General features: G+C 58.3%; 9 protein-coding genes. 4 read left to right on the top strand and 5 right to left on the bottom strand.

What is annotated here, in order from left to right:
- Nucleotides 1-107: 107 nt before the first annotated feature.
- The 3 genes from M5R41_15815 to rnhC form a co-directional block, all read right to left on the bottom strand.
- Entirely contained in the window at nucleotides 108-6,353 is a 6,246-nt protein-coding gene (locus M5R41_15815) for a choice-of-anchor D domain-containing protein (GenBank protein MCZ7557865.1), read from the bottom strand.
- Between the two features lie 359 nt (nucleotides 6,354-6,712).
- Nucleotides 6,713-7,033: a hypothetical protein gene (locus M5R41_15810; GenBank protein MCZ7557864.1), complete on the bottom strand. Its 321-nt coding sequence runs from the start codon at nucleotides 7,031-7,033 to the stop codon at nucleotides 6,713-6,715.
- 48 nt (nucleotides 7,034-7,081) lie between these two features.
- Nucleotides 7,082-8,044 carry a ribonuclease HIII gene (gene rnhC, locus M5R41_15805; protein MCZ7557863.1) on the bottom strand — a complete coding sequence of 321 codons (963 nt, stop codon included), beginning with the start codon at nucleotides 8,042-8,044 and terminating at the stop codon, nucleotides 7,082-7,084.
- A gap of 316 nt (nucleotides 8,045-8,360) precedes the next feature.
- Here rnhC and M5R41_15800 point away from each other — a divergent pair, with 316 nt between their 5' ends.
- The 3 genes from M5R41_15800 to M5R41_15790 all read left to right on the top strand — a co-directional run bounded on the left by M5R41_15800 (nucleotide 8,361) and on the right by M5R41_15790 (nucleotide 11,439).
- The gene (locus M5R41_15800) at nucleotides 8,361-9,857 is read left to right on the top strand and encodes a hypothetical protein (protein MCZ7557862.1); all 1,497 of its coding nucleotides are present in this window, start codon (nucleotides 8,361-8,363) and stop codon (nucleotides 9,855-9,857) included.
- Between the two features lie 64 nt (nucleotides 9,858-9,921).
- Entirely contained in the window at nucleotides 9,922-10,722 is an 801-nt protein-coding gene (locus M5R41_15795) for a CHAP domain-containing protein (protein ID MCZ7557861.1), read from the top strand.
- A 75-nt stretch (nucleotides 10,723-10,797) separates the two neighbouring features.
- Nucleotides 10,798-11,439: a hypothetical protein gene (locus M5R41_15790; GenBank protein MCZ7557860.1), complete on the top strand. Its 642-nt coding sequence runs from the start codon at nucleotides 10,798-10,800 to the stop codon at nucleotides 11,437-11,439.
- A gap of 284 nt (nucleotides 11,440-11,723) precedes the next feature.
- Here M5R41_15790 and M5R41_15785 read toward each other — a convergent pair whose 3' ends face one another.
- Nucleotides 11,724-12,275 carry a thioredoxin family protein gene (locus M5R41_15785; protein ID MCZ7557859.1) on the bottom strand — a complete coding sequence of 184 codons (552 nt, stop codon included), beginning with the start codon at nucleotides 12,273-12,275 and terminating at the stop codon, nucleotides 11,724-11,726.
- Nucleotides 12,276-12,455: 180 nt separating this feature from the next.
- On the opposite strand from M5R41_15785, the gene M5R41_15780 reads away from it, so the two are divergent.
- The gene (locus M5R41_15780; protein MCZ7557858.1) at nucleotides 12,456-14,393 is read left to right on the top strand and encodes a Na+/H+ antiporter NhaC family protein; all 1,938 of its coding nucleotides are present in this window, start codon (nucleotides 12,456-12,458) and stop codon (nucleotides 14,391-14,393) included.
- A gap of 174 nt (nucleotides 14,394-14,567) precedes the next feature.
- On the opposite strand, the gene M5R41_15775 is transcribed toward M5R41_15780, so the two are convergent.
- Complete coding sequence (locus M5R41_15775; protein ID MCZ7557857.1) at nucleotides 14,568-14,888, bottom strand: heavy metal-binding domain-containing protein; 321 nt, start codon at nucleotides 14,886-14,888, stop codon at nucleotides 14,568-14,570.
- Between the last annotated feature and the right edge of the window lie 28 nt (nucleotides 14,889-14,916).

Raw genomic sequence — 14,916 nt, 5'->3', positions numbered from 1 at the left:
CAAACTTCACTGTGCCGATAGCGCGCGAGGATGAAGGCCGTATGCGTCGCACCGATGCATCAGCGAACTATGCCGAAACCCGTGCGTGAATTTCCCGGGACACTTCCTCATCGCGCTCTGATGATGCGGGTAGCGACCGCACGACCATTGTGGCGAAGAACACAGAAATAGGTGCCTGCTCCTATGTCGGGTGTCCTGCGGGTGATGCTGTGCCTGCCCGCTTCCATGCCACGCTCAAGGAGCACTGCGCTTTCCCGACCCGCCGCGTCGTAGAGGCGCAGATCCACCGGCCCGTCGCTGTCGATGTCGAAGGTTATCGTCAGCGCTTCAGTGAAGGGACTGGGTGACGAAGATACGATGCGCAGCCCTGCCCTGTCGCGCACGAGACGCAGACCGTCGGCATCACAAAAATCAACCAGGGTGAATTCGCCGTCGTCGCGTCTCTCCACGCGCGCTCCTCTGCCGAAAGAAAATTCAGGCTCGATGCGTAACGGCGAGGTCGTATCGTCGCCTATCAGCACAAGGCATCGCACGATAGCGATCACTCCGCTGCCGCTCCGCAGCGGTGCGCCGGCGGCGGCGACGCGGATTATCCCGCTCGTCTGATCGTAGCTGAATTGCGCTTGCATATCCGCGCTCAGGGTGCCGGCAAGAGTTACCTCCATCGGATACAGCATGCTCGCATTGAGACTGATCTCGCCGCTCCATTCCGTAACGAGTCCACCGAGATCGCGGTCAATGGAAAGCGGTATTTCCACCACATCATCCGGGGCACCTTCGAGGCTTGCCAGCCGCAGTACCACCGGTCGGCGTGTGTCTATGCCGTCTCCGCGTAGCGGGATGTCCTGTACAAGAGGACAGGGCGATTCATAGGTAAGTGAGAGCTGCCCGGTATAGCTGACCGTTGCAGCGGGAGCGAAGCGCAGTGCGAACTCCACCGTAGCGCCTGGTTGCACTGTCGCTGGCAAGGGCGGTGTCGAGGACAGGAGAGTAAACACAGACCCGGAAGCCGTCGCGCTCGCAATGCGCACAGCAAATGGTGCGTTGTTCGTGAAGAGGAAGTTCCTCGATTCGCCTCCGGCACTGATTTCGACAGAGGCGAAATCCCCGACTGTCGGACCCGATAAACGACCGCTGTGTGCGACGGCCGAAACGGCGGCATTGGCGATGAGATCGGTAGAACCGGTTCGGAACAGCACGGCAAGGTTCGCGCCGTACCCGCGTTCACCCCCGATGGCTGCAAATTCTATCAGCACCTCGATCGAATCTCCGGGCGCAAGCGTGAGCGGCAGCGATAACGGAGCGAGCACGTGAAATGCGGCGGCATCCGATCCGGTGAAGGTCAGCTGTCTGATCTCAGCAGCGACGGTTTGCGTATTCCTGACAAGCACGCTCCCCTGTGCCGGGAGACAGCTTGGCCGCGTCCCCAAATCAAGAGCTCCGGCGGCAAGACCATCGGCAACGTCCGCCGTGAGAAGGAACACCGTGGAGTCGGCGCAGGGTGATGTGGCATCAAGTCGCAAACTCCCCAGGTACTGTCCACTCATGGAAGGTGTGAGTAACAACTCCACCTCCAGAGAATCACCCGGGGCGATGCTGAACGGTGGTTGCGGTACAATGCTCGCTCCCGGGGTTGCATTCAGCGTACTATAGCGAAGAGGCGCAGTGCCGTTGTTCCGCAGAGTGACACGACGGCTTTCGGTAGCCCCGGTGAACAGAGAACCGAAATCGACAGTCCCGCCGGCAGCTGCAATGAGTGTGACACGCTGCGCTGCAAGCGGTATCGCGAAAAGGGTGGGACTTCCGGTGTTCTCGATCACGAGCTGCGCGTCCATACTTCCATCCGCCGCCGCGGCAGGAAGGATGCGAATGGTGAAAATCCGCTCGCCCGACGGCGGCAGGAGTTCTTCCGCAGTGACAGGATCCAGGATTTCGAAAAATGCGGCCCCGCTTCCTTCGATACGAGAACTCAGCAGCCGTATGTCCGCGCTGCTGATGTTCCGTATGGTGTCCTGAAGAATGGTCTGCGCACATTGCGCGACGGTACCGAAATGGAGCACCGCTGGACGGGCAAGAAGTTCTCCGTCGCTGGTGCTCCCCTGCAGCGTAACGCACAAGGTGTCCGCACAGGGCTGATCTATGATGATGCAGGCGGTCGCGGAGTGCTGACCGGCGCTTTGCGGAGCGAACTGAATCGGCAGGGCGATGGTGTCGCCACGGCTCACCGTACGGGGATACGCTCCCGAGGACGCGAAACTTCCCGACGGCTGAATACGCACGTCGGCGACGCGCACCTGTGCGAGATGAACATTGCCGAAGGTGATGTTGCGTATGGAGGATGATCCCACGGGGACATTGCTGAACAGCAGCGGATCCGGCGTGACGCTGATGTTGTCCGCGCGATATTCACCTCGCAGCTCCAGCGCGATGCGTTTCCCGCAGCGGGAGTTGGTGAAGAAGAGTGTGTCGCGAAAAACACCGAAACTCGCGGGCGAGAAGCGCACCGTCACTGTTTTCTGCTGTCCCGGCTGCAGGACTATGGGAAGGGCATCTTCCACAAAGAAGGGTGCGTTGTTTTCCAGTGTATCAATGATTTCCATCATCAGACCGGTGTTGCTCAAAGACAGCGTTCTCGTCATACCGATCTGGCAAGAAGCGATGGCGCCGAAGTCGAAGCTGCGCTCGGAGGTCGCGAATCCTGAAGAATCCCGCACCGCCGTCACGATAACGCGGAGTTCCGGTGTCGTGGCGTCGTTTGTGCCTATCCGGAGAAAGCTGCTCCTCGTTCCGCTGAATCCGGATTGCGCACAGACCACAAACATCAACCGTGAACCGGGCAATACATCCAGAGGAAATGTGGTCGGGAAGGTGAGCTGAAACCAACCCGCATCATCGAAGGCCGCACCGGTGAGGCGCACCGGGGATGATCCGTTGTTGATCACCTCCACTGTGTCGCATTTTTCGAGAAGCGTACATGGATCGAGTGTGTAATCCAGGCGAGTGCGACTCACGCCGAGTCCCGACGACGTACCACGGCCCGAAAGCGTCACACAGATGGTATCCGGGCACGGAGTACTGACGATGATGCAGAGCTCCCCACTGTACGATGCCATCGCTTGTGGTGAAAAACGAAGGTCCAGATCGCGGCTGGCTCCCGAATTCAGCGCGAAGGGCAATGACGGTGGTGGTGAGAGCGTAAAGTGCTCGGATCCGACAGGCATTGGAGGTCGGAATAGTATTTCTGTCACTGTCGCGACGGAAGCGCCGGGATTACTGAGCCGCACAGAACGCATGACGTCGGCACCAACATTGACCGAACCAAAGTCCACAGGCGTCGGCGCGAGCGTAAGCTCGGATTCACTGCCGCTCCCGCGTAGTGTCAACAACATGGTTTCGTTGCACGGTCCGATTACGACTTCGAGGATGCCGCTGAAATTACCCTGCCCCGATGGCGTGAACGTCACCTCGAAAGGGCGCGCAGAGCCCGGGGGGACATCCATGGGGAGGGGATTGCTCGCAATGTGAAAAACCTCTCCGCCACTCAGCATTCTGAGCATTTTGATGGTGCGCGTCCGCAATCCGGTATTGCGAAGGTCGAAGGTCCTGTTCACTCCCACATGCGCGCAGCTTGTCATGACGCTGACGCTGTCTCCTTCCACACGCCATCCGATGAGAATCCGTTCAGAGCGCAGTTGAACGACAGAGGAATTGAAGGTCTTGGGGTCGTCGTGTTCTATCGTGAGCGTTCCTTCACTCACGCCCGGCGCAGGGGCATCGCAGGATATATAGATCGGTGTGGAATCACCCACAGCAACAAACGCCGGGGTCCCCGGAGCGAGCACACGGAAATGCGAAGCATCGCGGCCACCAATGGTGAAACGCGACATGGTGAGCACTCCCGGACCGAGATTTTTGACGTACAGTGTGTCGATGAGCGGATCGGGACAGGCATTCTCCCCCATGTCGAGCGTGGACTGCACAAGGATTGTCGGGGCACTCGCGCTGGAAGCAATCACCGGCAGACGGGCGCTGTCCGAGCAAGGTCCGCTGTAGCGCACCGACAGCTCGCTTACAATCGTTTCGATGCGGTCGGGAGAAAAACGCGCAGTAACAATAATGCTTTGAGAGGGGCCGAGCTGCGCCGGCAATGCAGGAAGTCCTGTGAGCGTCAGGCGCGGGTGCGTCGGCTTGAGAGCAATGGCGTCGATGGAAATACTTCCTGTTCCGCTGTTCGTAATGGTCACCTGTTCGTCGGTCGTCTGTCCGATGGGGACGGGTCCGAGTGCCAGGAGATTCGTCGGGGTAAATGTGATGGCGGGTTTGACGCCGGTGCCGCGCAACACGATAATGACGCTATCGCCGCAGGGATCGATGCGTAACTTGAACGTTCCTTCCACAAGCCCCAAATCGCCGCTGCCGGGTGCGAAACGTACAGTGTATTGTCTGTTCCCGCTGGGTGGGATGGGACCGAAAGGCGAGAAGTGCTGATTCGGGAAAGCATCCGTTCCGCCGATGAGCGTGCGTGACGACACTACGGCGTCCACCGTGCCGGTGTTGGTGAGCGTGATCAGCATGTCCTTGAACTGCCCGATGCAGACTTCACCGAAGTCCACGAGCGACGGAGATGCGGTCAGTGTGGACGAATTTGCTGTACCCTCAAATACGATCACCGCAATTTTCGGACAAAGAGGGTCGCCATAAAGGATTCTGTAGGTGCCGGACCATGTGCCGGGAGAAGCTGCCGCGTAACGGAACGTAAGCGTGGGAGAGCCGCTCAGATTACTCCCAACGGGCGGAGAGACAAGACGCACCCCCGTCGAACCACTGATATGTTCGAAGTTGATAAGCTGCGGCTGGATGTTCCCTGTGAGCGTGGCGTTCACGACAATGTCCACAGAATCATTCACGCAGGCGACCGGTGCGGTGGCTGGGCTCGGAATCGTTACCGTGCCGCTGTTGAAAATGCCGGCGAGATCCACGTCCCACGCAGGATTCACCGGATCGTTGGTCAGAATGGTCATGCGTGCGCCGGAAGGAACTGGCCCCGGCTGTGTGGGCGTCCACCGAACGGAGAATGTCGCTCCGCCGAGGGGAGGAACAGGCGTCGGTAAGGGCGCGAGCAAGGCAAATTCGGGATGCGAAAAATTGATCGCGTTGATATTGAGCGGACCCGCCCCGATGTTGGAAATGGTGAACTGTTTTTCGATGAACGTCCCGCAGGAAAACGTCCCGAAATCCAGCGAGGTGGGGGTGGAAGAGATATCCGGTGCCTGAGCGGGCACGTACTTGAGTATCCAGCCTGTCGAGGAAGTCCCCGGAGCGCCTCCGGAGGCATATCCGGCGTCCGTCCCAACGAAGGTGATGCGAGTGAGCCAGTTGGTGATGTTTTGCGACGGTAACGGAGTGATCGTCGCTTGCGTCCAGCTTGTACCGGTGTTCGAGGTATAGTACAGAGCCGGTGAGGCACTTCCCACCCAGCCTGTGGTCTGATCGAAGAAATGCAAGCCGTTGTACGTGCCGGATGGAAGACTGGCGCCGATGCTGGTGAAACTGGCGCCCGCATTGACGGTCCGGTGTATCGGCGATCCGGTTGCAATGACGCCCGCGATAGTTCCGATGTTATCGTTGTAGAATTGCAAGCCCTCGATGATACCGATATTTGAAGGCACATTCGCACTCAGATCGACCCAGCTTGTCGCCGACGAACGCGGTACGCCTCTGATCAGCGTATGCGTTCCTCCAGTGACGTACCAGTAACCCATGCCGGAGCCGGCGTCGTCCACGCCGTACAGATCGGTATTTCCCGGTACGGTGGCGGGCAGCGTTTGCGGCACCCAGTTTGCGCCGCCGTCGGTGGTGAAGTATATCGTTCCGCTGCTGCCGACGACCATGCCTTCATCGGGCGTACGGAAATGGATATCAAACAGCGTATTCGTGCCTGCGATCCCGTTGGCGGAAGAGAACCAGTTATTGCCGTTGTCTGTGCTTTTGTACAATCGTCCATTGGAACCGCACACCCAGACATGCGTTCCCACCACGGTGACAGCTGACCACAGACTATGGTTTGCCGGGAGCAGCGTGAAGCTGGACGCCGGGAGAACGAACCAGGTGGGATTACCGGGTGTTTTTCGCAACACACCCGAAAAACCGCCTGCCACCGAGGCATAGCCCGCAGCGAATCCCGTACCTGAATCGGCCATGGCTATCCCCCAGAGGCCTCCTATCTGTACATGCGTATTCGGATTGGACTGCAGCGCGGTCGGCACCTGCACCCAGCTGCCCTGGGCAAGCAATCCCGACGCGCCGGCAGTGAACAACACTACTGCGGCCATGGTGCGAAAAACTGCTGTCATGACTCTCTCCTGCGCCAGTGTGAACGAGATGCAACTTGGAAAGATAGCGTAAAAGCCATTGACGGAAAAAGGGAGAGTTTTGCGACCGAGCACGGTCCCTTTGCCTCCAGACAAATACATATCAGAGATGCGCCGACGGGTATTGCCTGCAACAAGGCCAGAGCCGGACTTGTCTTCTAAGTACCCGAGCCGCTCTCTGCATTGAGGGAGAGAGTATTTCGCGAAATAATCCGATGTGTAGGCAGTGATGCATTGAGAGATTGCCACGTTCGAGTGTCAGCACGCGTGGCGTTACATGAATCGCCCACCCTCACGCAATGTGATTCCAATCCTCCCACCCTTCCGTCAGGATGTGCACTTTACCGCACCACCCACACAACATCCGCCCCGGTGGATGTCGCGCTGCGCTCGAAGTGGAATTGATCCGCAGCGCTCCCCGGTGGTACCAAACGCAAATAATGAGTCACGCCGGTGTCCAGCCCGCGTATCCAATAGGTCATGCCGGAGAGGGCGTGGCCGATTTTCTTCCAGGGGCCCTCCTGTGCGGTGGCGTGATACACGTCGTAGCTCGTCGCGACGCGATTGTCTATGGCTACGGCAAACGTTGTGGCGGGTGCCGTTCCTTCGTCGCCGCTGCAGGCGAGCAGGAACAAAGTGATGAGAATGAGAAAGACTTTCATTCGAATTCCCGATGTGTATTCCGAAATGATTGGCCATGCCCCGCTGAACTACGCATCGAACGCGTCCCGGGTGGACCAACGGCGCAATACCTGCTGTGTGGTGCGGAAGTGCAGCTTGGCGTAACGTCCCAACGCTTCCTTCCCTTCGTGGCTCATGATATGTCCTCCCGCAGCGATGATTCCCCGTTCATCCGATGCGCCGAGCGGCAGCCGGCAGCCGGCCCTGTCCTCGAGCTGCTTCATACGCCGCACGAACTCGTCACGTGCGAGTATGGCCGCCGCCGCCACCGCGGGATCGGCCTCGGCACGCACGTGCTGATGGACGGTGATCGTCCTGCCCTGTGTCATCAACGCCCGGCCGACCACCGACGTATCGGCGAATTTGTCGCACACAGCATGGTGCACACCGTGATGTTTTTCGAGAAGGTTTTCAATACAACGCGCATGCATCCAGGCCAGGATGCGCTGTGAATTTTTCCCGAAGCTGTTGCCGCTCATGAAGTCGTTATACCGCTCCGGCAACACGGTCACTATGGTGAAATGCTCCGCGCAAATCTCACGGATCTGTGCCGCCGCCTTGCTGATCACCGCAGCATGAAGCTCCTTGCTGTCGCGCAACATGACAGGCTTCAGGCGAAGCAGACTGTCCGGAGTGACCAACACCGCCGCTGCGACGAGCGGACCAAAGTAGTCTCCCTTCCCGCTCTCATCCACACCAATCCACTGTGCCACATCATCAGGCAAAAATGCGCTGCGCAAAGGCTCGTCGCCGTGCAATTGCAATTCCACAAGCTCCTTCAATGCCGAAGACTTCCCCTGTACCCGCGGCGTCAGCACGCCCTTGGCGTTGAAATAGATCAGCACCTTGACTGTGTCTTTGCCGGAGCGGACATCCGCTTCAACATTCCATGCTTTGGATGTGACTGCATCCGTTTCACAACCGGCGTCACGGCAGCGATCGAGAACGGTGTGCAGGTGTTGGGTGGCTTTTTCGGATGCGTTGTTCACCATGTGCTCCAAGGTACTCCTCTAAATTACGTATCGGGAAAGGGAATATACCAGCGGGACACAACTCCTGTACCGTCCGCGCACGAAACGACGGATGCGCACAGCGCTGAAAACCGGTACTGCCGCACTGTTTGCATTTCACCCGAAACAGCATATTTTGTATCCGTAATCGACATTCAACCGTTTTTCCATTTCCGCCGAACGATGCCCGTACAGGGCGGGAAACGCTGTCATCAGGCAGCACCGACCCCATTTTTCGTTCCGAATCTGGAAAGAGCGGCCATACTGCCACGCCTGTTCACCGTCCGGAGAATCCGCCATGGCCCTCATACAGCGACCGTATTATCCCATTATCTACATCCGCGGCTACGCCATGACGCAGGCCGAAATAGACGCCACCGTCGCGACGCCGTATATGGGCTTCAATCTCGGCTCTACCAAGGTACGGCAGGCCTGGGACGGCCGTGTACTGCGTCACATCTTTGAATCACCCTTGATCCGCCTGATGAAGGATCATGGCTATCAGGACATGTATCGCGGCGGCAGAGAAATAACAGACCAGCTCCCCGCGAGGAGCATTCTCATTTACCGCTACTATGAGGAGGCCGATCAGGATTTCGGCGGCGGTGATCCGCCTTCCATCGTCAAGGCGGCGGAGGGACTGCATGCCCTCATCCTCAAAACCCGCGAGCAGGTGTGCGGCGACGACGCGCAGGCGCTGAAGGATTTTCGTGTATATCTGGTGGCGCATTCGATGGGCGGCTTGATTTGCCGCGCGTTTCTGCAGAATCCCACCATCGGAAGCAAAGAGAGCAAAGCGATGGTGGACAAGGTCTTTACCTTCGCCACACCACACAACGGCATCGAAATGGCGGGTTTCAACGTCCCATCCTTCCTTGGCATCTGGGACATCAATAATTTCAATCGCCCGACCATGGCACAGTATCTGGGCTTGCCCAAAAATAGCGCGCGCGTTGATACGCTGAACGGGAAATTCGATCCGAAGCGGTTTTTCTGCCTCATTGGAACAAACAACAAAGACTACACCGCCGGTGCCGGAGTGGCGCGCAAACTTGCTGGCGAACTCAGTGACGGCCTCGTGAAAATCGAGAACGCCGCGGTGTCCGGTACACCTCGTGCCTTCGTCCACCGCACGCACAGCGGAACCTACGGCATTGTCAACTCCGAAGAAGGGTATCAGAATCTCGTGCGTTTTCTGTTCGGTGACGTGCGCGTCGATGGCACCCTCGAAGTGGAGCACCTTCCGCTGCCGCCCGCCGTGGCCAAAGCCCGTACCGATGGAAAATCTGTTCGTGCTTCGTATTTCTTCGAAGCGGTGGTTTCTCCCCGTGGTGCGTACACATTTACCCTGACGGAGCGCCGCAAGGAAACGCATTCCGCCATTCTCCGGCGCTTCGATGAACTCTTCCCGGATGCGAAGAATGCAGAGAAACAGAGCCCCCGCCATCCGGTACTGTTCTCCGCCTTCCTCGACACACGCAACATCACGGTGAAACGCAGTAGCACCCTCGTATTCAGTGTCGAACTGGCCGTCTCGACTACGGACTACGAAATAGATGGTTTTCTCTTTTTTGATCAGCATGTGCCGGGTGAATACCTTTTCCGCAATACGGTTGTGGTGCGCGCCACGAAGGAAGAAGACGGGTGGAAACTCCGCTACGTGTTTGCTGATGACAACTGGAGCGAAAAAGCCGGCACCCTCGTCGAGCAGGACGCCGCGGGTACCTACATCCCTCTGAAATCCGCGAAGGGTTTTCTGGGCAAGCTGCGCCTCGCCATCGCACGCATGGAGTGAACCCGGCGGGTCGTTCATTCTCTCTCATTCACGGCAATTCTGAACACAATACACAGGAGCGTCTATGCAGTATCCAGGTCGGGTGATCAAAATGGGTGAAAGCGATGGTGCTATCGTCAAGGCGTTGAAAAAGCAACTCAACAAGGCACTGGCAGCCTCGAGCGATACGGTGCTCAAACTGGATCCGGAAAATCCTTCCTTCGGTCCGGGCACACGCGAGGTGGTGAAGTTGTTTCAGGCTCGGAATGTCGATGCCGAGGGACGCCCGCTCAAACAGGACGGGCAGGTCGGCTCTCTGACCTGGGAAGCGTTGTTCGGATCCGACTCGGTGGTCTCGGATAAAAAACCAGACAATGATTTCCTGAAAACCGTGCTCGCCATCGCGGCAGGGGAAGAAAAGAAAAAGGTGCGCGAGCAGCCCAAAAATTCGAATAAGGGTCCCGAGGTGAGTGAATATCTGCGCCGCGCCGGAGTCCGTCCGGGACTCGCCTGGTGCTGCGCCTTTGTGTACTGGTGCTTCGACGAAGCCGCGAAACAACACGGGCGATCGAATCCCATGGTCAAAACCGCGGGCTGCCTTTTCCATTGGAATCACGCGCAGAAAAAAGGCGCCGGGCGTATACTCAAATCGCAGGCGGTGAACAACCCCGCCCTCGTGAAGGCCGGTATGATTTTCATCATTGATCATGGCGGCGGCCTCGGACATACCGGACTTATCGAGAAAGTGGAAGGCGGCCGTATCACCACCATCGAAGGCAACACCGACGCCAGTAAAACCCGTGAAGGCGGCGGCGTCTACCGGTTGCACCGCAAAATCGTGGAAATAAACAAGGGCTTTATCGATTATACTCCCGCCTTGGGATAAGTCACCCGGCGTTTTTCCCGCTTGCATTGCATACGGAAGTTTGACAGCTTTCGCGATGCAACAGCGGAGGTGTCTATGAAGGTTTCATCGACCATTGCGGCGACAGCGCTCGCTCTTGTCCTGCTTGCTGCGTGCGGACGAGAGGAAACGAAGGAACAAAGCGACCGGAGCGACAGCACCAGCACAACGGAAACCCGCGCCCTTCTTGTGACCGCCGAGGGGGTGGGACCATTCCGTCTGTACGACGACATCCCGAAAAAATTCGATGACACACGCCTGAAGCTGACGCGAACCCTGGTCCTGGTCGAAGGCGAAGGCGAGCAGTACGAGGAGCCCTGGTACGTTCTGACGCAGGAAGGAACCGAGGTGCTGCGTATCCTCCCCGCCTACGATCCCGACACCGAGGACTTTTCCACGGACATCGGTGAAATCCGCATCGAGTCCGGTCTCTGTATGACAAAAGACGGAATACGTGTGGGCAATACACTCGAGCAACTCGCGGGAGTGTACAAGTCTCTCACCTTCTGGTACTCATATGTTTCAGATAACTTTGTCGCTGAAGTACCCGAACTTCCCGGAGTGCAGTTTCTCCTCGACGGAAACGGCTTCGTCGGCGCACGCGACGACCTCGAGGACAGCGACATCGTATTTCTTGCCCGGCCGGATTTCCGTCCGAATACCACGATCCGCGTCATACGTGTGCTGGGAGAAATGTAAACCTCCTGTCCGCTGATGCCGGGCGCACGAAGCGTTTGTGCATAGAGTACAGCGGAATCCGAGCACGAATGGTCGTGAATGGTAAAGGCGGTGTCCGTGAAGGATGTGATCGTGCTGGATTCGCGTGCGCTGACCCGATGTTGTGTTGGTTGCGCCACAGGTGACGTGCTGTGGATACGGACACGTCGCCGTACGGCGTCTCGAAGTGACGTGGTGCTTGGAGGCAATTCCGCCGACCAAGCAAGGCGATGCGTCAGGCGCTCATCCCTCCGATGGAAGGGGCTCTACTTCCACTTTATCGAACAACCCATGGATGGATGACGATCTTCCGCTTTGATCTCGCGCCCCGCCAGGGTCGCTTCGATGGCATTGCGTAAATCGTGGCGGCTCGCCCGGCGCGGCTCCTGCCAGTTGTCGTCGATGCGGCCATTGTAGGTCAGCCTGCGGGCGGCATCGAACACGAAAAGGTCCGGCGTACAGGCGGCGTCAAAGGCCCGCGCAACCTCCTGCGTCTCGTCGTGCAGATACGGGAAGGGAAAATCCTTCTCCCTGGCGCGTTGTATCATATAGTCGAAAGAATCATCGGGATAGCGCGCCGCGTCGTTCGGATTGATGAGGACGAAACGCACGCCACTCTCGGAATACTCCTGGTGCAGTGCAATCAGACGGTCTTCGCTCGCGATGGCGTAGGGACAGTGATTGCAGGTAAATACGACCACAAGCACCGCCGCTTCCGCGAAATCGTCCGGCGACCAGGTTCTTCCGTCTGTGCCCTTCAGCGCAAAAGGCGGCATCGGCGTGCCGATAGCCATCCCGTTCGAGTACATCAATGCCATGCTGACCTCCGTAGTTGCGTCAGAGTAAGTTGCACAGGAAATCGCTGTCCGGCAAGTCCGCGATGCATGTGATATCACTGTGTGACGAACTTTGGTGACATGTGCAGAGACGAGCGGAGTAGTTGCACGGAAGCAGCGGAGAAACGATCTTGCACAGCAGTTCTCACACCACGAGTGCGCATGCGTCCAGGAATACTCCGTACCGGCATTATTGCACTGTTCCTTCTGCCCCTGCTCCTGCAGGCGCTTTTTTCGCAGGGGGTGCAGTTCGAAACACCCGATGTCGTGCTGGATGGCGTGGGCTTCACTACGACTATCAGTGTTACCGACGCTTACGGCCGCGTCGACACTTCCGCCAATGGAGAGCTGCGTTTCACCGGCTTTACCGTGGACGGTGCCGCGCGCGCTTTGCTACGCAACGGCGTCTTCAGTACAAAAACTGCGGAGGTGCGGGGAAGCGGCCAGCGCATCCTGCGCGCGGAATTCGCATCCGCCGCCGGGGGAAGCGGCACACGAAGCGTTCGCGTCATCCCCGGTCTGCTCAGCATACTGCCCCCTCTGTTGGCTATCGTACTCGCCTTGCTCATCAGACAAGTGGTTGTGGCCTTGGTGGCGGGGATCTGGCTCGGTGCCACGTTCATCTACGGCTACGATCCCTTCACGGGTTTTCTCCATGTCCTGGATGTCTATATCGTGGGATCGCTGGCGGATACGCAGCATATTTCCATAATCGCATTCTCGATGCTGTTCGGCGGCATGGTTGGGGTGATGTCCAAGAGCGGCGGAACCCTTGGCATTGCCAACACACTGTCACGCATGGCGCACAGTCCGCGACGGGGCCTGCTGGCTACATGGCTGTTGGGCTTTGTGATTTTCTTCGACGACTATGCGAACACCCTGATCGTCGGCAACACGATGCGGCCCATCACCGACCGCCTCCGCATTTCACGCGAAAAGCTTGCCTATCTCGTGGACTCCACAGCGGCGCCTGTGTCCAGTCTGTTGTTCGTGAGCACGTGGATCGGCTACGAGGTGGGTCTCATCGATCAGGCCATGCAGCAGGCAGGCATGCTTGGACGCAACGCCTACGCGGTGTTTCTCGACATGATGCCCTTCTCGTTTTATCCCATTTTCACGTTGGCCTTTGCCCTCATGCTCGTGTTGATGGGGAGGGACTTCGGGCCAATGCGCAAGGCCGAGCTGCGCGCACGCCGCGAAGGCAAGCTCTATCGCGACGGGGCACAGCTCGCCACGGACCTGACGGATTCCTCAAGCGTCCTTCCCGCGGAAGGGGTACTTCCCCGCTGGTGGAATGCCGTGCTGCCCATTCTCACGGTGTTGATTGTCGCATTGGTCAGTCTCTACATCACCGGCAATAACGCAATCTCCTCGTCGGGCTCCACCGATTACAGTCTCGGCAATGTCATCGGTCAGGCGGATTCCTATCGCTCGCTGCTCTGGGCATCGCTGCTTGCCTGCGTCGTCGCAATCGCACTTGCGGTGGGACAGCGAACCCTCGGCATTCTCGAGGCCATGGAGGCCTGGTTCAACGGCCTGAAATCGATGCTGCTCGCCATGCTCATTCTTACGCTGGCGTGGAGCATCGGTCAGATCACGGCGGATCTGCACACCGCGACCTATCTGGTGGATGTGCTTCGGGGCACACTGGACCCGCGCTGGCTGCCGGTGTTCACATTTCTCGTGGCAGCCGCCGTGAGTTTCGCGACGGGCACGAGCTGGGGCACCATGGGAATCATGATGCCGCTGGTACTGCCACTGGCCGTGGTGTTGGGGGCCGATGGCGGATTGGATGCGAGCCACGCCTACACCCTGGTGCTGGGGAGCATCGCTTCCGTGCTGGCCGGGGCGGTGTTCGGAGATCACTGTTCACCTATTTCCGACACCACCATACTCAGCTCCATGGCTTCGGCATGTGATCATATTGACCATGTACGCACACAGCTTCCGTATGCGTTGCTACCGGCTCTGGTATCTCTTCTTGTTGGACTGCTCCCCGCTGGTTTCGATATCCCACCATGGTACACACTTCCGCTCGGGTTTGTGGTCATGGCCGCTGCTATACGCTATCTCGGTAGTCCCACATCTGCAACGCAGTAGGCGAAGCGCAGAGAGAGGAGAGCTGGTCTGTATCGGACCGCGGCCTCGGTGCGTGGCCCGACTCCGGTGGAATGCCGAATACGATTCCGGATCGCAGCAAGTCTTGCACTGAAGAGCGAAACACGTTCACTGCGCAGCTCTCTTCTCTCTGCCCATCCCCCACTCGCTGCGCGCTCAACGAATGACGACCGCGGTTCCGCTGGCGGTGACCATGAGCATGCCGCCGCTGGCACCGAGGTTCTCATAATCGAGGTCCACGCCCACGATAGCGTTCGCGCCCATCGCCTGCGCGCGCTCCTGCATCTCCCGCAGAGCGATATCCTTGGCGCTGCGCAGTTCATTTTCATAGGTCGCTGATCTGCCGCCGACGATGTCCCGTATGCCCGCGAAAATGTCCTTGAAAATATTGGCGCCGAGAATGGCTTCGCCGGTGACAATGCCTTTGTACTCGACGATGCTTTTGCCTTCGATCCCTTGTGTGGTGGTGACGATCATGACGGTACTCCTTGAAATGTATGGTTAT

This window comes from Bacteroidia bacterium (assembly GCA_027493955.1).
GTDB lineage: Bacteria > Bacteroidota > Ignavibacteria > SZUA-365 > SZUA-365 > JAOSJT01.
This window is presented reverse-complemented; position numbering and strand designations above follow the sequence as displayed.